General features: G+C 56.1%; 22 protein-coding genes and 1 tRNA gene. 16 read left to right on the forward strand and 7 right to left on the reverse strand.

Annotation, left to right across the window (positions count from 1 at the left end):
- Window positions 1-96: 96 nt before the first annotated feature.
- From QMQ05_RS05460 to QMQ05_RS05495, 8 genes are all read left to right on the forward strand, one after another.
- Complete coding sequence (locus QMQ05_RS05460; protein WP_345473648.1) at window positions 97-1,182, forward strand: pseudouridine synthase; 1,086 nt, start codon at window positions 97-99, stop codon at window positions 1,180-1,182.
- Window positions 1,183-1,185: 3 nt separating this feature from the next.
- Entirely contained in the window at window positions 1,186-2,286 is a 1,101-nt protein-coding gene (locus tag QMQ05_RS05465) for a prephenate dehydrogenase (RefSeq protein WP_345473650.1), read from the forward strand.
- Entirely contained in the window at window positions 2,268-2,963 is a 696-nt protein-coding gene (cmk, locus tag QMQ05_RS05470) for a (d)CMP kinase (RefSeq protein WP_345473652.1), read from the forward strand. Before QMQ05_RS05465 ends, cmk begins: the two co-directional genes overlap by 19 nt.
- Window positions 2,964-3,028: 65 nt before the next feature.
- Entirely contained in the window at window positions 3,029-4,561 is a 1,533-nt protein-coding gene (gene der, locus QMQ05_RS05475) for a ribosome biogenesis GTPase Der (RefSeq protein WP_058256838.1), read from the forward strand.
- Window positions 4,562-4,661: 100 nt separating this feature from the next.
- Window positions 4,662-4,735, forward strand: a tRNA-Pro gene (locus tag QMQ05_RS05480).
- Between the two features lie 77 nt (window positions 4,736-4,812).
- Window positions 4,813-5,655 carry a PhzF family phenazine biosynthesis protein gene (locus QMQ05_RS05485; protein ID WP_345473656.1) on the forward strand — a complete coding sequence of 281 codons (843 nt, stop codon included), beginning with the start codon at window positions 4,813-4,815 and terminating at the stop codon, window positions 5,653-5,655.
- Between the two features lie 202 nt (window positions 5,656-5,857).
- Window positions 5,858-7,564 (forward strand): ribosomal protection-like ABC-F family protein, encoded by a 1,707-nt coding sequence (abc-f, locus tag QMQ05_RS05490; protein WP_345473658.1) that lies wholly within the window; start codon window positions 5,858-5,860, stop codon window positions 7,562-7,564.
- 246 nt (window positions 7,565-7,810) lie between these two features.
- Entirely contained in the window at window positions 7,811-9,703 is a 1,893-nt protein-coding gene (locus QMQ05_RS05495; protein ID WP_345473660.1) for an FAD-binding monooxygenase, read from the forward strand.
- Between the two features lie 227 nt (window positions 9,704-9,930).
- Here QMQ05_RS05495 and QMQ05_RS05500 read toward each other — a convergent pair whose 3' ends face one another.
- Window positions 9,931-10,293 (reverse strand): DUF488 domain-containing protein, encoded by a 363-nt coding sequence (locus QMQ05_RS05500; RefSeq protein ID WP_345473662.1) that lies wholly within the window; start codon window positions 10,291-10,293, stop codon window positions 9,931-9,933.
- Between the two features lie 263 nt (window positions 10,294-10,556).
- Here QMQ05_RS05500 and QMQ05_RS05505 point away from each other — a divergent pair, with 263 nt between their 5' ends.
- From QMQ05_RS05505 to QMQ05_RS05520, 4 genes are all read left to right on the forward strand, one after another.
- Window positions 10,557-11,009: an FHA domain-containing protein gene (locus tag QMQ05_RS05505; protein ID WP_345473664.1), complete on the forward strand. Its 453-nt coding sequence runs from the start codon at window positions 10,557-10,559 to the stop codon at window positions 11,007-11,009.
- A gap of 70 nt (window positions 11,010-11,079) precedes the next feature.
- Window positions 11,080-11,835: a transcriptional regulator FtsR gene (gene ftsR / locus QMQ05_RS05510; RefSeq protein ID WP_345473665.1), complete on the forward strand. Its 756-nt coding sequence runs from the start codon at window positions 11,080-11,082 to the stop codon at window positions 11,833-11,835.
- Between the two features lie 40 nt (window positions 11,836-11,875).
- Entirely contained in the window at window positions 11,876-12,358 is a 483-nt protein-coding gene (locus tag QMQ05_RS05515) for a bifunctional nuclease family protein (RefSeq protein ID WP_334122603.1), read from the forward strand.
- Between the two features lie 240 nt (window positions 12,359-12,598).
- A complete protein-coding gene (locus tag QMQ05_RS05520) occupies window positions 12,599-13,192 on the forward strand; it encodes a MerR family transcriptional regulator (RefSeq protein WP_058256844.1) in 594 nt (197 codons plus the stop codon).
- A gap of 91 nt (window positions 13,193-13,283) precedes the next feature.
- Here QMQ05_RS05520 and QMQ05_RS05525 read toward each other — a convergent pair whose 3' ends face one another.
- Window positions 13,284-14,099: a ParA family protein gene (locus QMQ05_RS05525; RefSeq protein ID WP_334122601.1), complete on the reverse strand. Its 816-nt coding sequence runs from the start codon at window positions 14,097-14,099 to the stop codon at window positions 13,284-13,286.
- Window positions 14,100-14,450: 351 nt separating this feature from the next.
- On the opposite strand from QMQ05_RS05525, the gene QMQ05_RS05530 reads away from it, so the two are divergent.
- Both QMQ05_RS05530 and QMQ05_RS05535 read left to right on the forward strand, forming a co-directional pair.
- Window positions 14,451-17,903, forward strand: coding sequence for a pyruvate carboxylase (locus QMQ05_RS05530; protein WP_345473670.1), 3,453 nt, complete (start codon window positions 14,451-14,453; stop codon window positions 17,901-17,903).
- 106 nt (window positions 17,904-18,009) lie between these two features.
- Window positions 18,010-18,552: a hypothetical protein gene (locus QMQ05_RS05535; protein WP_345473672.1), complete on the forward strand. Its 543-nt coding sequence runs from the start codon at window positions 18,010-18,012 to the stop codon at window positions 18,550-18,552.
- Here QMQ05_RS05535 and QMQ05_RS05540 read toward each other — a convergent pair.
- The 3 genes from QMQ05_RS05540 to QMQ05_RS05550 all read right to left on the reverse strand — a co-directional run bounded on the left by QMQ05_RS05540 (window position 18,525) and on the right by QMQ05_RS05550 (window position 21,651).
- Complete coding sequence (locus QMQ05_RS05540) at window positions 18,525-20,336, reverse strand: AMP-dependent synthetase/ligase (RefSeq protein ID WP_334122598.1); 1,812 nt, start codon at window positions 20,334-20,336, stop codon at window positions 18,525-18,527. The two genes, QMQ05_RS05535 and QMQ05_RS05540, sit on opposite strands and share 28 nt — an antisense overlap.
- Window positions 20,337-20,446: 110 nt before the next feature.
- Window positions 20,447-20,881, reverse strand: a complete 435-nt coding sequence (locus QMQ05_RS05545) for a hypothetical protein (protein WP_345473674.1) — start codon at window positions 20,879-20,881, stop codon at window positions 20,447-20,449.
- Window positions 20,878-21,651, reverse strand: coding sequence for an alpha/beta hydrolase (locus QMQ05_RS05550; RefSeq protein ID WP_345473675.1), 774 nt, complete (start codon window positions 21,649-21,651; stop codon window positions 20,878-20,880). Before QMQ05_RS05550 ends, QMQ05_RS05545 begins: the two co-directional genes overlap by 4 nt.
- Before the next feature lie 177 nt (window positions 21,652-21,828).
- On the opposite strand from QMQ05_RS05550, the gene QMQ05_RS05555 reads away from it, so the two are divergent.
- Both QMQ05_RS05555 and QMQ05_RS05560 read left to right on the forward strand, forming a co-directional pair.
- On the forward strand, window positions 21,829-22,458 hold the full coding sequence (locus QMQ05_RS05555; protein ID WP_345474648.1) for a lysophospholipid acyltransferase family protein: 630 nt from the start codon (window positions 21,829-21,831) through the stop codon (window positions 22,456-22,458).
- A 77-nt stretch (window positions 22,459-22,535) separates the two neighbouring features.
- Window positions 22,536-23,930 (forward strand): class II 3-deoxy-7-phosphoheptulonate synthase, encoded by a 1,395-nt coding sequence (locus QMQ05_RS05560; protein WP_058256850.1) that lies wholly within the window; start codon window positions 22,536-22,538, stop codon window positions 23,928-23,930.
- Between the two features lie 55 nt (window positions 23,931-23,985).
- Here QMQ05_RS05560 and QMQ05_RS05565 read toward each other — a convergent pair whose 3' ends face one another.
- Together QMQ05_RS05565 and QMQ05_RS05570 are read right to left on the reverse strand one after the other, a co-directional pair.
- Window positions 23,986-26,193: a Stk1 family PASTA domain-containing Ser/Thr kinase gene (locus tag QMQ05_RS05565; RefSeq protein WP_345473676.1), complete on the reverse strand. Its 2,208-nt coding sequence runs from the start codon at window positions 26,191-26,193 to the stop codon at window positions 23,986-23,988.
- 199 nt (window positions 26,194-26,392) lie between these two features.
- The gene (locus QMQ05_RS05570) at window positions 26,393-26,641 is read right to left on the reverse strand and encodes a WhiB family transcriptional regulator (RefSeq protein ID WP_013348560.1); all 249 of its coding nucleotides are present in this window, start codon (window positions 26,639-26,641) and stop codon (window positions 26,393-26,395) included.
- Between the last annotated feature and the right edge of the window lie 256 nt (window positions 26,642-26,897).

The following is a 26,897-nucleotide window of genomic DNA, read 5'->3' on the forward strand; positions in this document are numbered from 1 at the left end:
CAGCCAAAAAGGCAGCTACACCGGACTAAGAATGCGTGAAGCCCCACACCGATGGGTCCGCGCAGGTCAACGCAACAGCAAGGGACACAGGCAAGCATGAGCAGGGGATCATCCTCCGGCCGCACACCACGCGGCAACAATTCCAACTTTGGCGGCAAATCAGCATCTGGTCGCGGCAAGCAGACCGGCGGCAAGGCCCAGGGTGGCAAGTCTTACGGCGAGAAGCCTTACGACAAGTCTGCCTCCGGCAAGCCAGGTGCCAAGTCGAACTCGGCCAAATCAAACTCCGCCAAGCGCAATACTTCGGCAACTCGTAAAAACTCCGAGCGTGCCTTCGGCAAGGAGCGCTTCGGCAACTCCGTACCGACCAACTATGCGCGTCCAACCCAGCGCGCCCGCGCCCAGGCTCGCGCCGAGAATCAAGCAGCCCGCGAAGTCAACGGCGAAATGCAGGACGGCATCCGTCTGCAGAAGGCCATGGCCAACGCTGGTGTGGCTTCACGTCGCGTGTGCGAAGAGATGATTCTCGAAGGCCGCGTTGAGGTCAACGGCAGCCTCGTCGTAGAACTTGGTACCCGTGTGGACCCTGCCAAGGATTCCATCCACGTTGATGGCATGCGCATCCAGATGAACCAGGCCAACCGCTACTACGTGTTCAACAAGCCGAAGCACGTCATGAGCACGATGGATGACCCTGAAGGCCGTCGCACCATTGCCGACTACTTCAAGAACGAGCACCACTCCCAGCGCCTGTTCCACGTCGGCCGCCTGGACTACAAGACTGAGGGCCTGCTGATCCTGACTAACGATGGCGAATTGGCTAACCGCCTACAGCACCCTAAGTATGAGGTGCCCAAGACCTACCTGGTGCAGATCCCTGGCCCACTGCCTCGTGCGGTGAGCAACCAGCTGCGTGAAGGCATCAAGCTCGAAGATGGCTGGATCAAGGTTGATGACCTGAAGATCATTGCCACCACCCCGAAAAACGTGATGGTTGAAGTGACCCTGCACTCGGGCCGCAACCGCATCGTTCGCCGCATGTTTGACGCCGTGGGCCACCCGGTTCAGCGTCTGGTGCGCGTGGCCGTGGGACCGATCCAGCTCGGCGATCAGAAGCAGGGCACGATCCGTTCTTTGGGCAACCAAGAAGTCGGACACCTGATGGCCATGGTGGGGATGTAACCCATGCTCTCATCTCACCTTGCCGGCCCAGTACTGGTCATCGGCACCGGGTTGCTGGGCACCTCGGTGGGTTTGGGTCTGCGCGCCAAAGGCGTGCCGGTCTATCTTTCAGATGTTTCACCGACCGCCGCCGGGGTCGCCCAAGATATCGGAGCTGGCGTGCTGTTAGAGCAGCGCACCATCGCCCCGGAACTTGTGGTGATCGGCGCTCCGCCGGATGTCACCGCCAAGCTGGTGGCCGAAGCCTTGCTGGCCTACCCCAATGCCACCGTGGTGGATATTGCTAGCGTGAAGGGCTCGATCCTGAGCGCCGTCTTGGCTGATCAGCGTTTGAGCCAGAGCGAAACGTCCCGCTATGTGGGTACGCACCCGATGGCTGGACGCGAAAAATCGGGCCCAGCGGCGGCTCGTGGTGAGCTGTTCACCTCGATGCCGTGGGTGATTTGCGCCCATGAGGGTGCCGACCCGGCGCGGGTGAAGGTGGCCGAATCCCTGGCTATCGACCTGGGTGCCACCATGCATCGCATGTCGGTCACCGAGCACGATGAATCGGTCGCGCTGATCAGCCACTTCCCGCAGGCCGCCAGTTCGATGATTGCCTCGCGGCTGCTGAACGCCGAAGCGCATCAGTTGGCACTGGCCGGCAACGGTCTGCGCGATACTACCCGTATCGCGGCCAGTGACGAGAAGCTCTGGATCCAGATTTTTTCGCACAATGCCCCTGCACTGGTGCCGATTTTGACCGGGATGAAGGAAGACCTGGACCGGCTGATCAACACCTTGCGCGACCCGCAGGGACCCGGTGCGTTGCTGGATTTGTCCACGTTGATGACCGAAGGTAACGCGGGCAAGGCACGAATCCCTGGCAAGCACGGCGCGCCTCCACAGGCTTTTGCCCTGGTCACCGTGCTGGTGGATGACCGTCCAGGACAGATCGCCCAACTGCTCACCGAAATCGGTGAAGCAGACATTAATATTGAAGATTTGCGAATGGAACACTCTGCAGGCCACCAAGTTGGCATGGTGGATGTTTCGGTGGTTCCCGGCCGCCGCGACGAATTGATCGACGTTTTGACTAAGAACGGATGGAAAGTAGCCCAGTGAGCACCTTGAATAACGACCAGCTTGTGATCGCCATTGACGGACCAAGCGGCTCCGGCAAGTCCTCGGTGTCCAAGGCCGTCGCCCGCGCATTGGGTGCCGCCTATCTGGATACCGGTGCGATGTACCGTGCCATCACTTACTCGGTGCTCGCAAATGGAACCGACCTATCCGATGCCACCGCGATTGCCCAGGCTGTGCGCGATGCACAGTTGGAGATCTCGGTCGACCCCGATGCCGAGTTGGTTAAGATCGGTGGCGTTGATGTCACCGCTGCCATTCGTGAACCACGCATTTCCGAACAGGTATCCACCGTGGCCACGAACCTCGACGCTCGCGCCGAGCTGGTGCGTCGTCAGCAGGAAATCATCAAGGCCAATGCTCGCATTGTTGCCGAAGGTCGCGACATCACCACCGTGGTCGCTCCTGATGCGAACGCCCGTATTCTGCTCACCGCCTCGGAAGAAGCACGACTGCGCCGACGTGGTCTGCAGTTAGGTGGAAGCCAGAACGATGAACAGCTGGCCACTCAGGTGCTGGCTCGTGATGCGAAGGACTCCACCGTGGTGAACTTCACCCAGGCCGCCGATGGTGTGATGACCGTGGATTCTTCGGACCTAGATTTTGAACAAACCATCGCTGCGGTGCTTGACGCAATTAGCACTGCAACGAAAAACTAGCCTAAAGCTGGTGCCCATCCTCGGCGAGAGCCGATGAAGATTACGATCGCTGTGAAGGGAAAATCATGAGCGAGAACAACTCCACCCACGACGAGGAATTTATCCCCGTTGGAGACGACGATATCGCCGAGCGCCTGGCCGAACTGAGCGAGGAAGAAGCCGCCATTCGTGCGCAGGCTCTGCTCAGCGGACTGGAAGACTACGAACTAGACGAAGAGGACTCGGCCCTGCTGGCCGGTCTTGACGAGTTTGATGACGACGACGCCGATGTGGTGATCCCACCGGTACTCGCCGTGATCGGACGCCCCAACGTGGGCAAGTCCACCCTGGTGAACCGCATTTTGGGTCGCCGCGAAGCTGTGGTGGAAGATACCCCCGGTGTGACGCGTGACCGCGTGTCCTACTCGGCTGAGTGGATGGGCCGGCCCTTCACCATCGTTGATACCGGTGGTTGGGAGCACGATGCCAAGGGTATCCACGCTTCCGTGGCTGACCAGGCAGAAATCGCCGCCGACGTGGCCGATGCCATCCTCTTTGTGGTGGATTCGCATGTTGGTGCCACCGCAACCGATGAGGCCGTGGTGAAGATGCTGCGCAAGAAGGGTAAGCCGGTCTTCTTGGTGGCCAACAAAGTTGATGACTTCAACCAGGAAGCCGAAGCGGCGGTGCTCTGGGGCTTGGGCTTTGGACAGCCATGGCCGGTTTCTGCCCTGCACGGTCGCGGCACCGCGGACCTTTTGGATGCCGTCATGGAGAAACTTCCGGAGCACTCCGCTTTTGGTGGTTTGATTCCTTCCGGCGGTCCGCGCCGTATCGCGTTGATCGGACGCCCAAATGTGGGTAAGTCCTCACTGCTGAACAAGTTGGCCGGTTCCGAGCGCGTGGTGGTCGACGATTATGCCGGCACCACCCGCGACCCGGTGGATGAACTGATCGAACTGGGCGGAAATGTGTGGCGTTTTGTGGATACCGCAGGTATTCGCCGCCGCCAGCACATGGCTGTGGGTTCGGATTACTACGCTTCCCTGCGTACGCAGAGTGCCTTGGAGAAGGCCGAAGTAGCTGTCATCTTGTTGGCTGCCAACGAGGTCGTCTCCGAACAGGATGTGCGGATCATCCAGTTGGCTATTGAGGCCGGCCGTGCCCTGGTCATCGTCTACAACAAGTGGGACGAGGTGGATGAGGATCGCCGCTACTACCTGGACCAGGAAATCGAGCGCGACCTTGCCCACATTGAATGGGCGCCACGCGTCAACATTTCGGCCAAGACCGGATGGCACAAGGACAAGCTGGTTCCTGCGCTGAATACCGCACTGGAATCGTGGGATAAGCGTATTCCTACCGGAAAGCTCAATGCCTTCCTCGGCGAACTCGTCGCAGCTCATCCGCACCCAGTGCGCGGCGGTAAGCAGCCACGTATTCTCTTCGGAACTCAGGCTTCGGCTCGTCCGCCACGCTTCGTGCTCTTCACCACCGGGTTCTTGGATCCTGGCTACCGCCGATTCATTACCCGTCGTCTGCGCGAAACCTTCGGCTTTGAGGGCACACCGATCGAAGTATCGATGCGAATCCGCGAACGCCGTAGCCGCAAACGCTAGAGTTCGAAATTAGCCCTTCACTTGGTGTAGGGTAATAACGGAGCTTTTGCAGACGGCACCCTTGGTTCTCACGACTTGGGGATAACGGCTGCGGAGGCATCGGGCTATGGCGCAGCTTGGTAGCGCGCCTCACTGGGGGTGAGGAGGCCGTGGGTTCAAATCCCGCTAGCCCGACCGATCAGCATAACCCCGTCGAGAGCAATCTCGGCGGGGTTTTGTGCTGTCTTGCACAGGCTCGGAAAGGTCATCGAATGCAGCGTCGTTTCTACCAGGTCGATGTTTTCAGCAGTACACCCTATAAGGGCAACCCTCTCGGCGTTGTGCTCGACGGGCAAGACCTTGAAACTGAAGCGATGCAAGCCTATTCGCTCTGGTCCAACCTCTCCGAAGTCACCTATGTCTTACCGGCAAACGACAAGCAAGCGGATTTTCAGTTCCGCATTTTTGCCAGGCAACATGAGTACCGTTTTGCTGGGCATCCAGCTCTTGGGACCGCTCGCGCGTGGCTGGACGCCGGTGGCGTGCCACAAAACCCACGACAGTTGATCTTGGAGTGCGGGGCCGGACTGGTGCCAATCAATATCGATGGCGATGTTCTTTCCTTCGCATCGCCAGCAACCATCCGTTCAGGGGATCTTGAGGCCGACGAGTTGAAGGAACTGGTCAGCATCCTGGATATCGATCCGGCCACGGTTAAAGACTCACAATGGGTGGATAACGGGCCGGGATGGGCGGCAGTGCTGCTCGAAAATTCTGAGCAAGTCTTAGAAATTGTCCCCAAAATTCCACAACGGCCAGGACGCTGGAAGATCGGAGTCATCGGCGCCTTGCCTCAGGAACGTTGGCCAGAAAAATTTGAATTCCGTGCACTGACCATCGAAGATGGTGCACTCCGTGAGGATCCGGTGACAGGAAGCCTCAACGGCGCTGCCACCGACTGGTTAATTGATGCTGGATACACCACCGCTCCACTGATCAACCGACAAGGAACCAAAGTCGGAAGACGGGGGCGAGTTCATTTGGATCGACAGGACTCTCAACTCTGGGTCGGTGGCGCAACCACGATATTAATCAGCGGGACCATCGAGCTCTAGAGGACTGAATTCTTGTCACTTGCGAATAAGGGACATAGTCTTGAACGATGGGAACGATAATTTTTGGGATCTTCGCGCGGTAACTAACGCGCAACTTTGCGTCCTAGCATCCAATCACTTTCTGGCATCTATCTGATGTCGTATGAACGCCAGCGAGCCGAGCCCACGGTGGCAGGTCTCTGGCAACAGGCAGGAACATCCCATGACTCACCCACATGACGGGCGCCAAGTAGCGTCCCAGAACTTAGATCATTCCCCAGACTACATTTGCGCTATGCGTGGTATCAGCGTCAGTTTCGGCGATCGAGACGTACTGATTGACTGCGACCTGACGATTTCCGCCAAGGAACGATTGGCGGTGCTCGGCGATAACGGTTCGGGCAAGTCCACCTTGATGCGCGTCATCGCAGGAAATCTGACAGCCGATCGCGGCCAGCGCGAGATGAACGCCCCCGGGTCAGTAGCCTTTGCGGCCCAGAATCCACAGTTTGCAGCGTCTGCGACTATTCAACAGGTGATTGATTCGTATCATGCTCGCTTCCGCGAGCTGGAGAATTTGATGAGGATTATCAGTCTAAAACTCCCTGGTGCACAGGGTGCGGTAGCTGAACGCCTCATGGCCCAACTTCAGCAGGTCACTGATATCTATGAAGCCGCCGATGGCTACACCGTTAAACAACGACTGGATAGCGCGCTACAGCAACTTGGCTTGGGGGAGTTGGATCGTGACAGCGAAGTATCCCGACTTTCCGGTGGGCAACGCTCACGTCTGGCCCTTGCTTGTGTGCTTTGCTCAAGCGCGCAGTTATTGTTGCTCGATGAGCCGACCAATGACCTAGATGAAGCCGCACTGACCTGGCTGGAAAGATGCCTCGACAGGCATCGTGGAGCGATAGTGTTAATCACCCACGACCGTATGTTTCTCAAGCGTTTTGCACGTTCCATTCTTGAAGTTCAGGAGGGAAGACTGAATCGGTACGGTAATGGCTACGATGGTTACCTGCATGCCAAAGAGCAAGAGCGTATCTCGGCCGAAGAAGCCTATGCTGCGTGGAGTGAAGATATGGAGCATTCCCGAAAACTCGTGGAAAAGAACGCTTCGCGGGTAGCTGCGATTCCTCGAAAAATGGAAATGGCTGCCTTTGGGCACGGCAATTTTCGTTCGCGAGAACGAAGCCACGGATCCACTTCGAAAATCCGACAAGCCAAATCTCGGATCGAAGAATTGGAAGCTCGGCCTGTACCCAAGCCGGCCGCCGAGCTTGAATTTTCTATGCCGTCAGGTAGTGGGGCTGCTGAAAATACACGGGCCCTGATCCAGGTTCGCAATGCGCAACGCGACGTGGCTCCGAAACTTCGAACAGGCTCGTTTGAGATTAATCTTGGCGAACGCTGGCTGGTGACCGGGCCGAATGGAGCTGGGAAAACCTCCCTGCTGAAACTCTTGGCTGGTGAATTGGCTGAGGACAGCGGTCAAGTCCAGCGAGCCTCGCAGATGCGTTGGGCTTGGCTACGACAAGAACTGGGGCAGTTGCCCGGGCAGAGCCTGATTGAGGCGTTTGCGTTGGCAACAGATCAATACCTGGAAGATGCCGCCGAAGCGCTGGCCAAGCTGGGCTTGTTCATGCCGGAGGACTTCGAACGACATCCGCAGGCATTGTCCGTCGGACAATGCCGGCGACTCGAATTGGCGATCGCCGTGAGCTCTGAGGCTCAGGTGTTGTTCCTGGACGAGCCCACAAACCATATTTCACCGGTGCTTGTCGAACAGCTTGAAAGCGCCTTGGAGGACTACCCAGGAACGGTCATTACCGTCAGCCATGATCGTCGATGGCAACAAAAACTTAAGGAGCGTGGCCCCCTGCATCGGTTGCAGGTCCAAGATGGGTATGTTCAAGTTGTTCGCTAACAACTCCCAGCAGGCTCATTATTAATAACTTTCGTGACTATCGCCCCAGCAAACCTTTGAACTTAGAAGGTTGGCTGGGGCTTCTTCGTGTTTACGGGGCGAGGGAAGCAACCGAACCGCTGACCTTCTTGTGCTGGAGCTCACGGATTGTATATGATCAGTGTGCGATAAAAGATTACAGTGTTCGTTTATAGAACTCATGATAAAAAGTTCGATGGCGCTGTTAGAGAATTGGGGAATGAAACAATGCAGTTTCACCACAACGGATATGTTTCCGCTGATCCACGAGTACAGCCAGTTGCCGGGGCGGGGATCAACCGTCCCACTGAGCTACCCGAGGAGATGGATGTACTGATTGTCGGAACGGGGCCGGCTGGCATCATTGCTGCGGCCCAGCTCTCTCAGTTCCCAGATGTTCATACTCGAATTATTGACCGCCGTCCCGGGCGTCTTGAGATCGGGCAGGCCGATGGCATCCAGTCTCGGACCGTAGAGACTTTCCAGGCCTTTGGATTTGCAGAGCGCATTACTTCGGAGGCGTACGTCATCAAAGAGACCACTTTCTGGAATCCAGATCCGCAAAACCCGGAGCGCATTATTCGCACCGACCGTACCGCGGATGATCCAACGGGCATTAGCGAATTCCCGCATTTGGTCGTGAATCAAGCACGCGTGATCGATTATTTTGCTGAATACGCCCATAACGCGCCAACTCGCATCGCACCGGATTTCGGTTGGGACTTTCAGGAGCTCGTAGTCGAGCACGGCCACGACTACCCAGTGAAAGTAACGTTGCTTGGCTGCGGGGAAGAGAATCAAGGTATCCAGCGCGTGGTTCGAGCCAAATATGTTGTTGGAGCTGATGGTGCACGAAGCAAAGTTCGTCGTTCTATTGGCGCCAAACTTTCAGGCGACAAAGCCAATCACGCCTGGGGAGTTATGGACACGTTGGCGATTACTGATTTCCCCGATGTGCGCACCAAATGCGCAATCCATTCCCAAGCAGGTTCGATTCTGTTGATCCCTCGTGAAGGTGGCCAGCTCTTTCGTTTGTATGTCGACTTAGGGGAAGTGCCTGAAGATGACAACGGCAAGGTGCGCCAGACACCGCTGGAAGAAATTATTGAGCGCGCCACAGCAATTCTGAACCCCTACTCGCTAGAAGTGAGGGACGTAGCTTGGCATAGCGTGTACGAGGTCGGACACCGTCTGGCCGATCGTTTTGATGATGTTCTCCTTGACGAAAGCGACCAGAAAGAACCACGAGTCTTTATCACGGGCGATGCCTGTCATACGCACTCAGCGAAAGCTGGGCAAGGGATGAACGTATCAATGCAGGACGGCTTTAACCTCGCCTGGAAACTTGGGTACGTCCTATCCGGGCTAGCCCCTGCAGGTCTCTTGCGGACCTATTCGGCGGAACGAAAGCTCATTGCTCAAGACCTGATTAATTTTGATAAGCAATGGTCTTCCATCATGGCAGCAACTCCGGAAACCTTGCAGGGCCAGGAGGGTGCAGCTGAGTTTTATGTGCGCACCGCCGAATTTCCCGCCGGTTTTATGACGGAATATGCTCCATCGATACTCACCGCGCAACACACTCACCAAAGCCTTGCTGCGGGCTACCCGATCGGTAAACGGTTTAAATCTGCTTCAGTCATGCGGGTCGCCGACGCTAACCCAAAGCACCTAGGACACCACCATCGGGCTGACGGTCGTTACCGAATTTACGTTTTTGCTGATCAAGCAGAAGTTGGTGCACCAGGCAAGGTTGAGAACCTAGCTCAGTGGTTTTTGGAGTCCAGGGATTCGCCGATTGGGCGATTTACGCCGAAGGGTGCAGATCTTGACGCACTCTTTGACGTGAAGGTGATCTACCAGCAGGACTACACTTCCATCAACGTTAATGACGCGCCGAAGATCTTCCGCCCGAACAGCGGAAAATTTGGGCTCGTAGATTACGAGAAGATTTACACAACCTTGGACTCCTCTTCCAATATTTTTGAGGAGCGTCAAATTTCGCGTGATGGAGCGATTGTCATCGTTCGACCGGATATGTATGTTGCTAACGTTCTGCCGCTGGATGCATTTGAAGAATTCGCCGGTTTCTTTGACGGGATTTTGACCCCTCAGGAATAACTAGCGCTCTAGGGAACTTGGTGAGGTTCGTTCCCTTAGAGGCGGACCTCGCCAAGGGCTAGAGACGAAGGATTGAGGAATATTTCTAGCGCGCAAGGAGTTGATATTACTGTCAACTGATAATTATCCCGGGGAGGCTAACGGTATGAGCCAAGAGTTTAGTTTTGACCTTCAACAGGTTGTTGAATCGGACTTGATTTGCACTGATGGCGTCTGTTTTGTTCCGACTACTGGTGATTCAACTGTTCCAACAGAAAATCTCGCAGAATAAGTGCATGATTTACCTGTTCATCTCGGGCCGCAAAAACTAGTGTGACCTTTGGTAGCTGATCGAGTTGCTCCAGAAACTCGTCGACAGCCGAGTTCTGATTTAGCTCGCTTCTGTAATACCGGGCAAATTCCGCAAAACGATCAGGGTCATGGTTCCAAGACTTTCGAAGTTCAGAACTTGGGGCAATCGACTTGGCCCACTGATCGATCTTGAGTTTAACTTTGGTGAGACCACGTGGCCACAAACGATCTACCAGTATTCGGTAGCCGTCACTCTCCTCTGGTTCGGCGTAAGCGCGCTTAATGAGAATTTCTGTCATGGTCCACCTGCGAGATTCTGATCAACACTTGTTCGGCCACCGGATACCGCGGAAGATCAATGTAATAACGACGATTGCTTCAATGCTCGTTCACGTTCAGAAGGAACGTCAAGAAATCAGCAGTGGAAATTATCGTTACTACTGTTATCACTTGGGTGGTGAGTAGGCTAATCTGGAGATAGTTTGGTATCGCATACCATGCCAAAGTTGAACATAAGGTCGTCGCGCACGAACTGTTAGCAAGATTTTCTGGAGGATCCCAAATGTCGGAACATGGGCCGGTTGACCCGCACAACGAGTCTGCCTCCGAGACGACCAATATTGCTCTTCCTTCAATGAATAAGGCCTCAGAGCCTTCTGTGATTTATACGCTGAGTGAAGATGAAAAGAACGCAGTTCGTGCCCTGCCATCGGGTTCGGCTTTGCTGATCGCTCACTCGGGTCCAAATAAGGGTGCACGCTTTCTGCTGGATACTGATGAGAGCATCGCCGGCCGTCATCCAAACGCAGATATTTTCTTGGACGACGTGACAGTATCTCGTCGCCACGCGAAATTCTCCCGTAAGGGAGAGACGTTCCTGCTCAGCGATATTGGTTCGCTCAACGGTACCTACATCAATGGTGACCGAATTGATGAGATTCAGCTCAATAGCGGTGTCCAAGTACAGATTGGTAAGTTCCGCCTGAATTTCTATCAGAGCGTACCGAACCTTTAAACTGGTAGAGTTCTAGATTTCCGCCGGCGGTCCGTCCGCCGAGATTTTTTACTTCCGAGGTGCAGACCCTTTGCCGATCTTTGACGCAGCCCGTAGCCCACGACTCGAGGCCGTACGCCACGAGACTGTCCGGCAGGCAGCGCTGAATATCGGTGAAGTGCTCTCGGAGCTGAAAGATGAATTCCCAAGGGTCACTGCCTCTAAGATCCGTTTCTTAGAAGACAAAGGCCTTATCATCCCGCAGCGCACCTCGGCCGGTTACCGTAAGTACACTGCCAGTGATGTCAGCCGGCTTCGTTTTATCCTTTCGGTGCAGCGAGATCAATACTTGCCATTGAAGGTCATCAAGGATCACTTGGATGCTGTTGATCGCGGAGAAGCACCTGAAGCTTTGCCTGGGGGAGCGCCCGCAGCTCCTCAGTTAGTCAATAGTGACATGGCCGAGGCGGTAGAAAACAAGGCACGCCTGGTTTCGCTGGCCGAGCTACAGGGGCTGAGCGGCGCGAGCGAAGAGCTCGTAGATGAACTACTGAAATTCGGTCTCATCGAAGCGCAAGCAGGCCTATTCGACGCAAACTGCATCAAGGTGACCAAGTCTGCTGTGCAACTGGCTAATCATGGTGTGGAGCCAAGACACCTACGCCAGTTCCGTACCGCGGCAGATCGTGAATTCTCCCTGATCGAATCGATCATTGGTAATGACCTAAAGAAGCCAGAAGTTTCGGCGCGGGCCAGAGCCGCAGAAGAGGCCCAAGAAATTTCACGTCAGTGCCTCGAAATTCACGAGGCCCTGGTGCAGCGTGCTATTTCACAGCTTGATCGTTAGGCTACAACTCAACAGGCTTTTACAACTCTAGGAGGCCGGCATGCTGGAACTGGAGTTTTCCGGGATTCGTATTCAATTGCCTGCGAATCAGCCGCTGCTATTACTCAAATACCCAGCGCAGAATCTCTATCTACCATTGTGGATTGGAGCCCCCGAAGCATCGGCCATCGCGATGTCTGAGCAGGGCCTCACCCCACCTCGCCCCATGACACATGATCTGATGATCAACGTTTTTGAAGCGCTTGGCGTGAGCCTGGAAAGAATCGAAATAGTTTCAGTGCACAATGCAGTTTTTGTCGCTGAGCTTGTTTTCTCCAACGGTAAACGCGTGGATTCAAGATCGTCGGATGCAGTGGCATTGGCCGTCAGAACCAAATGCCCCATCATGTGCGCGGAACAGGTATTGGAAGAAGCTGGCGTATCTATTGAAACGGACGGCGACGGAGAAGAGGCTCCCGAGGAGCAGCTACGTGAGTTCCGTGAATTTTTAGACAATATTGATCCCGAGGACTTTTCTTCATAGTTGAAGCATTGCTGAATTCAACGAATTATCGACTCTCATTTGGGATATTCGAGAGCCCCTCGCGACACGGCTTAAAGTTAAGCTTGAAGGTCTTTGACCATTAGGCCAGATGGCCGTACCGTCAATGCATAGGGACATTAAAAATGAACTGTTTTGTGATCATCACTCGCATCTGCGCGGTTCTAATTTAGTCACCTAATATTTCGTTGAGAATCGTGCTGATACGCAAGGAGCAATTGGATGGAGTCTCGCCAGACAGGGCCTCGTCACGGGGTCGACGGTGGCATCAAGCATTCCAATACACAAGGGCTGCTCTTCACCGATGACTTGCCAGAGTTGGACGAGCATGCCGGGTACCGTGGCCCGGTTGTTTGCAAGGCTGCAGGTATTACTTACCGCCAGCTTGATTATTGGGCACGCACCGGCTTAGTCGAGCCAGCAGTTCGTGGTGCTCAAGGCTCGGGTAGCCACCGTTTGTACTCCTTCCGCGACATTTTGGTTCTCAAAGTCGTTAAACGACTACTAGACACAGGTGTTTCTTTGCAGCAAATTCGAGCTGCAGTTTTGCATCTGCGTGAACGTGGAGTCGAAGATCTAGCACAGATTACCCTGATGAGCGACGGCGCGTCGGTGTATGAGTGCACGAGCGCTGATGAAGTGATCGACCTTGTCCAGAAGGGGCAGGGAGTATTCGGTATCGCTGTAGGCCGCGTCTGGCGCGAGGTGGAAGGTTCCCTAGCGCAGTTGCCTTCAGAAAGCTCAGCACAGCAGGCCATGCCTGAAGATGAGCTCGCTGTACGTCGCGCTGCAAAAGCCGCGCGAAACGTCGGCTAGTCAAGCTAACTAGATCCATACATAGTATTTAGGCCGGGCCACCAATTGGTGGCCCGGCCTAAATACTATGTAGTTGTTGTTTCAGCGAGCGTTAGCTGTTCGAGTTGCCAGCGGATGCCATGATTTCCTTGAGCAACGCATCAAACTGGTTGAGCATCGGTGCGGTAGCCTTCGAAGGCCACTGGTGAACCGAATAGGCTGCGCCCTGAATTTGCTGCCACTCGGGGTGTTCTGGAATTTCTGGCTTCACCATGGAGTCACCAAACATTTGGCGCATTTCACCCAGGCGGAAAGTGTGCTCTGCAGAATCCTTGCGAACGCGATTGGCAACAACCTTAACAGGGCCCAGTGAAGGAGCGAACTCGCGCCGGAAAAGATCAAGGGCACGCTGGGTGCGTTCGGTACCTGCCACGGAGAAGAGACTTGGTTCTGCCACGAGTAGCAACTGATCTGAAGCGCTCCACGCCATACGGGTGAGGCCGTTCAGCGATGGTGGGCAGTCGATCAGTACCAGCTGATATCCGCTGGTGCGGCTGAGGATTTGGGTGAGGCGACGAAGATCCCTGGTGCGCAGGTCTGGACGATCGTAGATGCCGGTGTAGGCGTCACCTACGGCAACATCCAACACTGGGATACGCGTACGGGATTTCTTCTCTGCTGCCTTTGACTGCCAAGCGCTGGCGACAACCTGATCTTCTAGTCGGGCCCGACGAGCATTCTTGAGCATCTGCCCAATTGGTTGCTTTCCGTTGGCTCGAACTCCAAGGCCAGTGCTGGCATCCGCATGGGGATCCAAGTCAATGACGAGAGTCGGAATGCCGGCGGCAAGTGCTGCTGAAGCCAGGCCGAGCGTTACGGAGGTTTTTCCCACGCCACCCTTGAGGCTGCTGATGCTCACTACGTGCACGGACCAGACCACGCCTTTCACTGTTCGCTAGTTTAACGTCCCACCGAATATTTAGTCTCTCATCATCATAGTGTGCCGGAGCGCATTTCCCCGACTTTGCAACGTCGGTTTTTGGTTATGGAACCAACTTAGTGATTAAAAGATCATCTTCAGCAAATATTTCTTGTGGTCAGACCACAGGGCGAAATGTTTGGACGTTCTGGCGAAGGTCAATGTAGTGTGTTTCACAGAAGTGGCAAAAGCTTGTCACTTTGCCAGACCCGACAGGCTGTTGATGTCTCGGCTGGGCCAAGGAATTTCATTCATCGGCCCGCGCATTATCAACCTGTACTGATTCGATGTAGGGACACTATGTTTGAAAAAATCTTGGTCGCCAACCGCGGTGAGATTGCAATTCGTGCTTTCCGCGCTGGCTACGAGCTAGGCGCAAAGACCGTTGCGGTTTACCCACACGAGGATCGTAATTCGATTCACCGCCAGAAGGCCGACGAGGCTTACCAGATCGGCGAAGAGGGCCATCCTGTCCGCGCATACCTGGACATCGACGAAATCATCCGCGTCGCCAAAGAAGCCGGCGCCGATGCAATCTACCCGGGCTATGGATTCATGTCCGAGAACCCTGATCTGGCCCGCGCTGCTGCCGCTGAAGGCATCAAGTTCATTGGTCCAAAGGCGGACGTCCTTGAACTAGCCGGTAACAAGGTTGCAGCGCTGAAGACTGCTCGCGAAGCTGGCATTCCGGTACTGGAATCCTCGGAGCCAAGCGACGACGTTGACTTCCTGATCGCCGAGGCTGACCGTATCGGTTTCCCGATCTTCGTCAAGGCAGTGGCCGGTGGTGGCGGACGAGGTATGCGCCGCGTTGATAAGCGTGAAGACCTGCCAGAACTGATGGGCGCAGCGATGCGTGAAGCGGGAACCGCCTTCGGTGACCCTACCGTTTTCCTTGAGCAGGCAGTGCTTCGTCCACGTCACATCGAAGTGCAGATCCTTGCCGATGAACACGGGAACATTGTTCATCTTCACGAACGCGACTGCTCCTTGCAACGTCGTCACCAAAAGGTCGTCGAAATCGCTCCAGCTCCGAACCTGGACGAATCCATTCGGCAGGCACTATTCCGCGATGCGGTGAAGTTCGCCCAGACCCTGGGCTACCAAAACGCCGGAACCGTCGAATTCCTGGTGGACACCGTGGGAGACCGAGCAGGCCAGCACGTGTTCATCGAGATGAACCCGCGCATTCAGGTGGAGCACACGGTGACCGAAGAAGTCACCGACATCGATTTGGTGCAGGCGCAAATGCGCATTGCCGCCGGTGAGTCATTGACCGATTTGGGTATCAGCCAAGACAGCGTCCAGGTACGCGGTTGGGCACTGCAGTCCCGAATCACCACCGAGGATCCAGCCAACGGCTTCCGCCCAGATGTTGGAACGATTACTGTGTACCGTTCTGCTGGTGGTTCGGGCGTACGCCTGGATGGTGGAACCATCTACACCGGCGCCGAGGTCTCCCCGCATTTCGACTCGATGCTGGTCAAGCTCACCTGCCGCGGCCGCGACTACAAGACTGCAGTAGCACGCGCTCGTCGTGCGCTGGCAGAATTCCGCATACGCGGTGTGGCCACCAATATCCCGTTCATCCAGAACGTGCTGGGCGACCCGCAGTTCCTGGTCGGTGACGTTGCCACCGACTTCATCGACTCGCGCCCGGACCTGCTGACCGGCAATGAGTCCCAGGACCGCGGCACCAAGGCCCTGAACTACCTGGCGCATGTCACCGTGAACCACCCCAACGGTGAACGCGTCGAGGGTATTGACCCACGCAAGAAGCTTCCTGCCTTCCCGGGGGATAAGTCCGACGAACCAGAGCGTTCGCCGTTTGATGGACCATCAAAGGCGGCAGTGCCGGCCGATGGATGGCGCCAGAAGCTGCTGGAGCTCGGCCCAGAAGGATTCGCCAAGGCGCTGCGCGATTCCAAGGCCGTGGGCATCACCGACACCACCTTCCGCGACGCGCACCAGTCCTTGCTGGCCACCCGCGTTCGCACCCGCGACCTGCTGGCTGCCGCTCCGGCGTATGCACACAGCGTGCCGCAGCTGTTCTCCATGGAGGTCTGGGGCGGAGCGACCTACGACGTAGCCCTGCGATTCCTCGGCGAAGACCCATGGAAGCGCTTGGAGCTGTTGCGTGCCGAACTTCCGAACATCCCGCTGCAGATGCTGTTGCGCGGCCGTAACACGGTGGGCTACACCCCGTACCCGACGGAAGTCACCGACGCGTTTGTGAAGGAAGCAGCCGCAGCCGGGATCGACATCTTCCGTATTTTTGATGCCCTGAACGACGTGTCGCAGATGGCTCCGGCGATCAAGGCCGTGCGTGAAACCGGTACCGCGGTGGCTGAAGTAGCACTGTGCTACACCGGCAACCTGCTGGATGCCAACGAGAAGCTGTACACGCTGGATTACTACCTGAATCTTGCGCAGCAGATCGTTGATGCCGGTGCACACATCATCGCGATCAAGGACATGGCTGGACTGCTGCGCCCTGCGGCTGCCACCAAGCTGGTCACCGCGCTGCGTGAACGCTTCGATCTGCCGGTACACCTGCACACCCACGACACCTCCGGCGGTCAGCTCGCTACCCTGATGGCAGCCATCGATGCTGGTGTCGACGCCGTGGATGTCGCCAGTGCAGCCATGGCTGGTACCACCTCCCAGCCTTCTGCCTCGGCACTGATCGCAGCGCTGGAATTCACCGACCGTGATCCGGGATTGTCGTTGGAGGCCGTGGCTTCGCTGGAGCCGTACTGGGAGGCAGTGCGCGCACTGTACAAGCCATTCGAATCGGGACTGCCAGCGCCAACTGGTCGTGTATATCAGCACGAAATCCCGGGCGGGCAGCTCTCCAACCTGCGTCAGCAGGCCGTCGCGCTGGGCCTTGGCGAACGCTTCGAAGCTATCGAGTCGATGTACGCTTCGGTCAACGCGATGCTCGGCAACGTGGTCAAGGTGACTCCTTCTTCCAAGGTTGTGGGCGACTTGGCCTTGCAATTGGTAGGTTCGGGTGTGGCAGCAGCCGACTTTGAGGCAAATCCGCAGAACTACGACATCCCGGACTCGGTCATTCAGTTCCTCTCCGGTGAACTGGGCAACCCTCCAGGTGGATGGCCAGAACCATTCCGTACCAAGGCGCTTCAGGGTCGTAACGTCAAGCCCCGTATTGAGGACCTCTCGGCTGAAGACTCCAAGGCGCTGAATTCGGATTCGGCAACGATCCGCGCTACCTTGAACCGATTGCTCTTTGCCGGGCCTACGCGTGACTTTGAAAAGTCGGTGGAGAACTTCGGTGATCTCTCGGTCCTGCACACCCGTGACTACCTCTACGGCCTGACCCCAGGCTTCGAGCATGTCATCTCGCTGGGCACCGGTGTGCGTCTGCTTGTCAAGCTGGTTTCGGTCTCCGATGCCGACGAAAAGGGTCTGCGCACCGTGGTGGTCACCCTCAACGGCCAATCACGCCAGATCAAGGTCCGCGATGAATCGGTGGAATCCACCGTCAAGTCGGCACCTAAGGCTGATCCGAACAATGCCGGTCACGTCGCAGCACCGTTCGCGGGAGCCGTGACCGTCAATGTGAAGGTCGGCGACCTAGTCGAGGCTGGACAGTCGGTGGCAACCATCGAGGCGATGAAGATGGAGGCAGGTATTACTGCCAACGCCTCCGGTGTCGTCACGCAGATCACCTTCGAAGGAACCAGCCAGGTCCAGGGTGGGGATCTGCTCCTGGTGATCGAACCAAAGTAGCAGTCGCCGCACAGTAAAGATCGGGCACCGGGGCTCGCAACGATGGTTGCGAGCCCCTGTGCTCCCCACCAAAGATTCACACCACTGAAATACCTAAGGAGCCGTGATGCGCGCACCTAAAACTCCCGCCGGGGCAGTGCCGGCCGAAGTAGCAGCACGAGCCAGTCAGGTCGCTGCCGGGCGCGATTCTCTGGGCGTGCTGGTTTTTACGCTCAGCACCCATTTACCTTTCTTCGAAATCGCAGAGCACTTGGCCGAACAATTTGGCGAGCTTGACGTTCGTGCCGAAATTTCCACCGCTGGCCCACAACGGGTTCAGTCGGTTTTGGATGGGAAGTTCAAGGGCATCGATGTACTTGTGGTCATTGGGGAAACCGGGGCCGATGGCGAAGACCAACTGATGGAACTGGTCCAGTGGCTATTGGCTAACGGGCGCCAGCAGCTGGCTGAGAACCTGATCTTTGCGGTCGTCGACGACGGACGACCAGCGGGGAATCCGGTCTCCTTTAACCATGTGGTGCTGCCACGCAGTTATTTTGCCCGGACACAGCAAAGCGGCCTCAGGTTGCCCTGGGCCGCTTCGGCTCGTGAATCGTGGGAGCTGGTTACTGCAGTTCTGGATTACTCTTTGGGTTTGGGTGCCGAGTAGATCTCTTCAATCAGCTGATCGTAGTCCTTGAGCACCACAGCACGCTTGATCTTCAGCGAGGGAGTCAAATGACCGGTTTCCTCGGTGAAGTCAGTGGGCACTACGCGGAATGACCTAATAGATTCGGCCTTAGACACCGAAGTATTGGCCTTGGCGATGACCTTTTCAATGGTTTCCAGAACCTTAGGGTGCGTTGTCAGTTCTTCCAGCGGGGTATTTTTATCCAGCTGGTGGCGTTCGAGCCATCCCGGAAGAGCTTCAGGATCCAGCGTGACCAGGGCGGCGATGAATGGTCGACCCTCGCCAATGACCACGCACTGAGATACGAGGGCATCGGCTCGAATCTGGTCTTCAAGCAGGGCCGGAATCACGTTTTTACCGCCCGCAGTGACGATGATTTCCTTCTTGCGGCCGGTGATCTTTAAGAACCCGTCCTCATCTAGTTCTCCGATGTCACCGGTGCGGAACCAGCCGTCGGTAAAAGCTTCGTCCTGAAGTTCTGGACGATTGTGATAACCACGCATCACACACAGTCCCTTGGCCAGAATTTCGCCATCATCGGCAATCCGTACAGCATTACCTGGAAGGGGTTTGCCGACGGTGCCGATCTTGATGCGTTCCAGGGTATTGACGGTGATCGGTGCGGTGGTTTCGGTCAAGCCATATCCTTCAAGCACGGTGACCCCAATGCCGTTGAAGAAGTGGCCGAGACGCTCACCCAAGGGCCCGCCGCCGGAGACTGCATGGCGAATGTTTCCGCCCATGGCCTCACGCAACTTTTTGAACAGTAGTACATCAAAAAGTTTGTGCTTGAGGGTCAAAGTCAGCGGGATCTTCCCAGATTGCTGTGCCTTCGAGTAAGCGACGGCCACATCGACACCCGCGTGGAAAATCTTGTCTTTGCCGCCGTCTTCGGCCTTGAGCATCGCGGAGTTATAGACCTTCTCAAAAACGCGGGGCACGGCAAGAATAAAATTCGGCTTGAAGGACTGCAGATCACCGAGCAAGTTTTTGACATCTGGGGTATGCCCGGTGCGGCACCCTGCGCTCACGTTGATCACCGAGATGAAGCGTGCGAAAACGTGTGCCAGCGGGAGGAACATGATCGTCGAAGCGCCAGGGTAGACCGCTTGGGGCAGTTCGGCAGCAGCGTTTTCGGCGAGTTCGACAAAGTTACCGTGGGTCAGTTCGCAACCTTTGGGACGGCCGGTGGTTCCCGAGGTGTAGATGATTGTGGCGATGTCCTTGAGCGTCACCGCTGAGCGGCGGGCTTCGAGCTGATCGTCGTCGATCTTTTTGCCGTCTTCAGCCAGCTGCTCAAGGCCACCTTCGATCTGCCAAATGTGATCAAGGGAGTCTAGTTGTTCTTGATGAGCCGCGCGACGCACCACACCTTCGTGGGTTGCCGATTCTAGAACGACCGCCTTGACCTCTGAATCCGCGACGATCCAGGCGACTTGGCTGGGGGAGGAGGTTTCGTAGATAGGCACCGTGACGCATCCGGCGAACCAGATGGCGAAGTCCACCAAGGACCACTCGTAACGGGTTTTTGCCATCAGTGCGATGCGCTCACCGGGGTTGATGCCGTTGGCAATGAATCCCTTGGCGATGGCTTTTGCATCTGCGGTGAATTGGGATGCCGTGACATCCTGCCAGGTGGAATCGGGGCCAGGTTTTGCGAACAGGGCAGGATTCGCGGCCGAATTAGCGTGGCGTAACAACAGGTCGGTGATATTTGACTGCTGAGGCGTATGGATGCGAATTGGCGAGCTGTATTCGCGCATCTGTTATTCATCTCCTGAACTATGTGTGACCCCAATTGCAATGTCGGGTAACCCGCATCACATTATATTACTTTACAGTAACCTACAGATCTTGACGCTCCAAGTTCACTTCAGACCTGAGCCCCATCATCTCCCGGATCGCGCTGGGTAGGAAGACGTTTCACCAAGTACGCGATCCCGGCGATGGTCGCCAAGGCCAAACCAATGACGACAAACGCGGGCGCCGAACGGAAGAACAACACGCACAGCAAGAGCCCGATAGGGCCACCAGCTGCCGCAGTCCATGCCAGATAGAGTTTCGGATCGCCAGAACCCAGTGCTGCTGGCTCATCTGGAACAAAGGGCTCGTCGGACTCTTCTGGCACATAATCGCGCGGTCCACTCACGGCACCGGGACCGGTGTTAAATAGCTTTTTGAGCTGGTCGGCGCGTTCTTGAGCGCTCGGTTCACGAGGCGCCTGTGCGTCGAGTTGTTGAAAGTTTTTCACGAGGTCATCCCAGCGCGGATCTTCGCTTGCCGGGGGAGTAGCATCGGGAGAATTCATCGACTACTACCCGAAGCGCTAGGGGCAGTATGCGCCGCACCGGAGAAGAAGCGGGCGGACTCATGGAAAATTTTCTCGGCATCGTAATCTAGCGTGGCAACATGTTTTGAGTGCAAGAGCATGTGATGCTCCGCGAGCGTCCCTGGCTTGAGACCATCGACTAACGCACGCACCGAAGCATCGGAAACGATATTGTCCACGGTGGATCTAAAGAGCTGAACCGGGGCCGTCACGAGTTCTAAGCGGGCGCGAGCCTGAGCAAACAGCGCATGCAGCTGAGCCACTGCGGCGATCGGGGTACGCGGATACGCTCCCTCGTCCATTCCACGTTTAGCAATGTCATTACTGATCGGCGAGATGCTGCGCACTACATGCTTGAGCCAGGGTGTGAACGGTGCCAGGGGAGAATCAACGATCAACCCAGGGTTGACCAAGGATACTGCCGAAACGTTGCGCCGTGTCGCTAGGTGAAGGGCCAGTGCGCCACCCATTGAGAGCCCTGCAACAGCTACGGACTCGTGCTTGGCAGCCAACTCGTCGAAGGCCTGCTCGGTGGCCTGAAGCCATTCGCTGTAGCTGACCGGGATCATGTCCTGCCATTTGGTTCCATGGCCTGGCAACTGTGGCACGGCCGTTGCGAAGCCAGCCTTGCGCAAATAGTTGGCCCAAGGCTCCATCGCGGTCGGCGATCCGGTGAAACCGTGGATCAGCAAAACTGCCGAACCAGATTGTGGCTGCTGCTCAAAGTTATTCGCTACATCATTTTTCATGGTGACCACTCCAATTTTCTACGTACACCATCGAGCGTAGTGCACAATTGAAGGGTGCGGACAGTGTCATGAATACTGAGATCATTCCACGTCCCATTGCAACGCCGCTCCTCGAGGAAAAGGAACTATACCGCCGTGCTGTACGACTTCCTGAAGCGATTTGCTGTTCGGCCGCTGATGAAAATCTTCATTCGCGTAGATCTGCAAGGCATAAGTAATGTTCCTCAGTCAGGAGCGGGAATCTTGGCCTCAAACCATCTCTCGGTCTCAGACTCCGTGTTTTTGCCCGCAATGCTGGAACGCCCGGTCATTTTCCTCGCCAAGGACGACTATTTTAATGGGAGAGGACTCAAGGGGCGGATTACCGCGTGGTTCTTCCGCAACATTAACCAGTTGCCGATGGATCGTTCCGGCGGGCAAAAGTCTGCCGCGTCTCTAGCCAGTGCTAAAAAGGCGTTGGATGAGGGGAAAATTCTCGGGATCTACCCCGAAGGAACTCGTTCGCCTGACGGTCGGCTGTACCGGGCCAAACTCGGAGTGGCAAAACTTGCCTTGGAGTCCGGGGCGCCGGTGATTCCTGTGGCCATGATCGGCACCGACAAGCTTCAGCCCATCGGACAGAGCTTGCCACGTCCAGGCAAAATCCAGATCAAGATCGGCAAGCCCTTGAGTTTTGAGCATCTGGCAGGAAAACATGACGATCCGCAGGCCCTGCGAGCCTGCGCTGATGAGATTCGCCAAGCTATCAATGTGCTCTCGGGGCAGAGCTACGTTGATATTTACGCGCCACGTAAAGCGCAGAAATAGAGCCGAGCTCACAGTGTTACGCGCCGTTGTTACATTCGTCGCTGTGCTTTGCTGATGCGCGAAGTAGAATCATCAAGGTGAGCGAAGTAAACCGAACCCCATTGCCAGGCTCCTCTGTAGCCGGCCCGGCCACTGATCCGCAACTAGATTTGTGGCGTGAATTGCCTATTGCCCAGCAGCCAACGTGGCGCGAGCACAAGGACTATCAGTCTTCCATTAACGAATTGGGTTCGCGTCCGCCACTGGTTTTTGCTGGCGAAGTAGACATCCTGCGTGAACGCCTCGCCGAGGCTGCCCAGGGTCGCGCTTTCCTCCTGCAGGGTGGCGATTGTGCCGAGACCTTTGCTGATGCAACCGCGGACAAGATTTCCGCACGCGTACGCACCATTTTGCAGATGGCCGTCGTGCTGACCTACGGCTCCTCGATGCCGGTCATCAAGATGGGCCGCATGGCTGGCCAATTCGCCAAGCCACGTTCTTCCAATGATGAGACCCGAGATGGCGTTACACTGCCGGCATTCCGCGGCGACATCGTCAACGGCTACGAATTCACCGAGGAATCGCGCGCCCACGACCCGAAGCGAATGGTTCAGGCCTACAACACCTCTTCGGCTACGTTGAACCTGATCCGTGCATTCACCCAGGGTGGCTTCGCCGACCTGCGTAGCGTGCACTCGTGGAACAGCGGATTCATGGCCAACCCAGCCCACTCTGCTTACGAGCAGCTGGCCGGCGAAATTGACTCAGCCATTCGCTTCATGGATGCCTGCGGCGCGGACTTCGAAGCGCTCAAGCGCACCGAGTTCTTCGCCTCGCACGAGGCATTGCTGTTGGACTACGAGCGTGCGCTGACCCGCACCGACTCGCGGACCGGGTTGCCTTATGACACCAGCGGCCACTTCTTGTGGATCGGCGAACGTACCCGCCAGCTGGATCACGCACACATCGATTTCCTCTCGCGTGTGCGTAACCCTATTGGTGTGAAGCTTGGCCCGACCACGGAAGCCGATGACGCGCTTCGCCTGATCGAAAAGCTTGACCCGAACCGCGAGCCAGGCCGACTGACCTTCATCACCCGTATGGGTGCGAAGAACATTCGTGAGAAGCTACCAAACCTCGTCGAAAAGGTGACCGCTTCCGGTGCACAGGTCCTGTGGGTTACCGATCCAATGCACGGCAACACCGTGACCAGCCAGAACGGTTACAAGACCCGCAACTTCGACGCAGTGATGGACGAAGTTCGTGGCTTCTTCGAGGTTCACGATTCCCTGGGCACCTTCCCAGGCGGCCTGCATGTCGAGATGACCGGCGACGACGTCGCCGAATGCTTGGGTGGCGCCGATCCAATCCGTGAGGAAGACTTCGACTCGCTCTACGAGTCGGTCTGCGACCCACGACTGAACCACCGCCAGTCCTTGGAGATGGCGTTCTTGGTTTCATCGGCTCTGCAGAGCCGTAGCCGCAAGCGCTAAACCCAAAAAACTAAGGCTCGATTCCCGCAAGGGAATCGAGCCTTTGTCATGCTAGCTAGAAAGCGTAGATGGAAATGTCGCTACCGTAAATAGCCTGCTGATTCAGTGGTGATTGCAACCGCACGCTCTCGTTCGCCCCTCCAAAGACGCTGTGGAGTTTCACCTGGAACCCAGCAGCTTCCAATTCTTCGGTTGCGTCTTGAACGCTGAGCCCCACAACGGAGGGGATCTGCACATATTCAGGTCCCGAAGAGAGGCTGACTTCGACGGCACTTCCGAATTCGGCGGTACCATCGGCTGGATCTTGTGCAGCGACCAGTCCCTGCTCTATCTGCGAGGAATGAATTTCAGTACCCAGCTTCAACGACAATCCAGCCTCACGAAGCTTCGCATCAGCCTCCTCTTGGCTTAATCCGATGACGGAGGGAACCTGTACAGGTGCATGACCTTTGGAGACGGTGAGCTTGACGGTGTTCTTCTTCGGGATCTGCTTCCCAGCCTCAGGACTAGTACCAATTACGGAACCACTATCGACCGATGAGGAGTACTCCTCGGTTGTGCTGACGTTTTCAAAGCCGGCCTTAGCCAGTGACTTTTTGGCGCTTTCCACCTTCATACCAGCGGTCTGGGGGACATCGAAGAGTTCAGGTCCCTGTGAAACCGTCAGCTCGACACCCTGAAATTTCATGATGTTCGCACCTGAACTAGGCCGGGAGTCAACCACCCTGCCGACTGCGACTTCGTCATCGTAGACACTGCTAATACGAACCGGGACGCCCTGGCTATCCATTTGCGAGATCGCTCGTTCTTGGAGCATGCCATTGAGCGAAGGAATACGTACGATCGTTCCGGGCCCGCGACCAAAGAACCAGCCAGCCGAGGCGACCAAAGCCACGATCAAAACCCACATCAAGGTGATGACAAGTTTTTGGGTCCCCGTGCGTGGCTTGCGCAAGCGGTGCGTCGGAATTTGCGCTTCCTTACGCCAACGCTTGTTAGCCTGCTTTTGAGCTCTCTTCGAATCACGCGCAGAAAGTGTATTATCGTTGGCTTCCGGCTCGTGAGGGGCCAGATCGTCGCGTGAATATGCAGTTGTCGCATTCAACATCGCTGGACCAGACGCGTTAGTGTCTCGCGGTAAGGCCATGGTCGCCTGAGTATCACGTAGGTTGAGAACCTCCGTTGCATCGTCGGCGGCGATGACAGTAGTAGGTGATTCGCTGACGTCTGCTTCGTCGACCTCATAGTCACCTTCACCAGAGGTGGAATTGAGCGCGAGCCATTGCTGCTCTCGTTCAAGCTCGCGATCGCGTTGCATGGCATCGAGCCGTTGTTGCAAGGTGGTCGGCATTTGGGTGAAGGTTTTGGGGATGAGATCTGCGACCGTCCCCAAAGTTTCGATACCAAGATCCAGCTGTTCCTCGGTGAGGGTTGAATGGATCTGGCGAACTTCTGCCAGCAGGAGAGAGGCGTCCTGAGGGCGCTTTTCAGGGTCCTTTTCGGTACACCAGCGAACCAGCTCATCTAAGTCTTCTGCGAGACCAGCCACGGCCTGTGAAGGTAAGGGCATGGGCGAATCCAGATGGTGCTTCATCATGGCAGCCGGATTCGTCTCAGCATAGGGCAAGGCACCGGTGAGCATCTGATAAATCATGATTCCCACCGCGTAGATATCGCTACGAGAATCAGCTGCCGCACCTGAGACAAGTTCCGGTGACACGTGGGACAGCGTGGCCAACAACGTTGCTGACTGGGTGTGTGCACTGGCAGCCCGAGCCAGACCGAAGTCGGTGAGCTTAATTTCCCCGCTGTCCGCGACCAGGACGTTGGCTGGTTTCATGTCCCGGTGAATGATGCCTTCGCTATGAGCAGCGCTGAGGCCACGACAAATTTGCTCCAGCACGCTGAGCATTTGTCGGGGAGTGAATTTCCCACGTTCAGCGATCACCTGGTCGAGGTTTCGTCCGCGGACATACTCCATGACCAAGTAAACAAGGTTGTCGCTGACGTTATGATCGCGAATAGAGACGACGTTTGGATGGGTAATATTCGCAGCGATGACGGCTTCCGATTCAAAGCGTTCGCGCACCGTGGGTTCGCTAGCGAAATTGTCGTTCAGGATCTTTACTACGACGGCCCGATGCAATCGTTTGTCCATGCTGCGGTAGATGCGGGACATTCCGCCAAGTGCTAGAAGATGGTCGAGCCGGTATCGGCCATCGAGCGTCTTGCCTAGATGTGGGTCTGTCAGGGCTGAGCTCATTTACCGTCTGCACCTGCCTGAATTGTGCGCGCGACGTAGGCCAAAGTCACTAACAGATCCTTTCGAACATGAATACTACTTTTAATCTACCTAGCCGAGCTGGAAAAATGCCGGTTAAAGTCGAAATCCGCCAGTGGTGTTGACCTCTGGCGGATTTCGTTTGACGTCTCGGGTTGCGAGAATTACCTCGAGCGCATACTTATGAAGCGCGACGAGCACGTGCAGCGCGACGCTTTAAAGCGCGACGCTCATCTTCGCTCATACCGCCCCATACGCCTGCATCTTGGCCGGACTCAATGGCCCACTGCAAGCAAGTCTCAGTTACTTCGCATCGACGGCAAACGCTCTTGGCCTCTTCGATCTGCAATAGGGCCGGACCAGTATTTCCCACGGGGAAAAACAGTTCGGGATCCTTTTCCAGACACGCCGCGCGGCTACGCCAATCCATGCTTATTGATGCTCCTTGAAATCTGAGAGGGGGTCTGAAGATCCAACATCAGGTAACGGCAAGGCAACTACCAACTAGGAATGAAATTAACTTCCGATTACCCAACGGTTACTGATTGGTTCTTCTGATCTTCGGTGAGGACCAATTAGGTACCTCGTTTAACCGACCACATAAGGTTTTCATGTTACGAGGAAGTAAACAAGAGTCATGATAGCGAAATGTTGCTGAATGCCTGAGTGCTTTCTCACATGGCATT

Origin of the sequence: Glutamicibacter sp. B1, from assembly GCF_039602135.1 — a bacterium.
In the GTDB taxonomy this organism is placed as follows: Bacteria; Actinomycetota; Actinomycetes; order Actinomycetales; family Micrococcaceae; genus Glutamicibacter; species Glutamicibacter ectropisis.

Coding starts and splice junctions, on each gene's coding strand:
- QMQ05_RS05460 (WP_345473648.1), top strand. CDS start 97: ATGAGCAGGGGATCATCCTCCGGCCGCACACCACGCGGCAACAATTCC.
- QMQ05_RS05550 (WP_345473675.1), bottom strand. CDS start 21,651: ATGAAAAATGATGTAGCGAATAACTTTGAGCAGCAGCCACAATCTGGT.
- QMQ05_RS05495 (WP_345473660.1), top strand. CDS start 7,811: ATGCAGTTTCACCACAACGGATATGTTTCCGCTGATCCACGAGTACAG.
- cmk (WP_345473652.1), top strand. CDS start 2,268: ATGGAAAGTAGCCCAGTGAGCACCTTGAATAACGACCAGCTTGTGATC.
- QMQ05_RS05530 (WP_345473670.1), top strand. CDS start 14,451: ATGTTTGAAAAAATCTTGGTCGCCAACCGCGGTGAGATTGCAATTCGT.
- QMQ05_RS05520 (WP_058256844.1), top strand. CDS start 12,599: ATGGAGTCTCGCCAGACAGGGCCTCGTCACGGGGTCGACGGTGGCATC.
- QMQ05_RS05570 (WP_013348560.1), bottom strand. CDS start 26,641: ATGGATTGGCGTAGCCGCGCGGCGTGTCTGGAAAAGGATCCCGAACTG.
- QMQ05_RS05540 (WP_334122598.1), bottom strand. CDS start 20,336: ATGCGCGAATACAGCTCGCCAATTCGCATCCATACGCCTCAGCAGTCA.
- QMQ05_RS05535 (WP_345473672.1), top strand. CDS start 18,010: ATGCGCGCACCTAAAACTCCCGCCGGGGCAGTGCCGGCCGAAGTAGCA.
- QMQ05_RS05485 (WP_345473656.1), top strand. CDS start 4,813: ATGCAGCGTCGTTTCTACCAGGTCGATGTTTTCAGCAGTACACCCTAT.
- QMQ05_RS05505 (WP_345473664.1), top strand. CDS start 10,557: ATGTCGGAACATGGGCCGGTTGACCCGCACAACGAGTCTGCCTCCGAG.
- der (WP_058256838.1), top strand. CDS start 3,029: ATGAGCGAGAACAACTCCACCCACGACGAGGAATTTATCCCCGTTGGA.
- QMQ05_RS05565 (WP_345473676.1), bottom strand. CDS start 26,193: ATGAGCTCAGCCCTGACAGACCCACATCTAGGCAAGACGCTCGATGGC.
- QMQ05_RS05545 (WP_345473674.1), bottom strand. CDS start 20,881: ATGAATTCTCCCGATGCTACTCCCCCGGCAAGCGAAGATCCGCGCTGG.
- QMQ05_RS05555 (WP_345474648.1), top strand. CDS start 21,829: ATGAAAATCTTCATTCGCGTAGATCTGCAAGGCATAAGTAATGTTCCT.
- QMQ05_RS05515 (WP_334122603.1), top strand. CDS start 11,876: ATGCTGGAACTGGAGTTTTCCGGGATTCGTATTCAATTGCCTGCGAAT.
- abc-f (WP_345473658.1), top strand. CDS start 5,858: ATGACTCACCCACATGACGGGCGCCAAGTAGCGTCCCAGAACTTAGAT.
- QMQ05_RS05500 (WP_345473662.1), bottom strand. CDS start 10,293: ATGACAGAAATTCTCATTAAGCGCGCTTACGCCGAACCAGAGGAGAGT.
- QMQ05_RS05465 (WP_345473650.1), top strand. CDS start 1,186: ATGCTCTCATCTCACCTTGCCGGCCCAGTACTGGTCATCGGCACCGGG.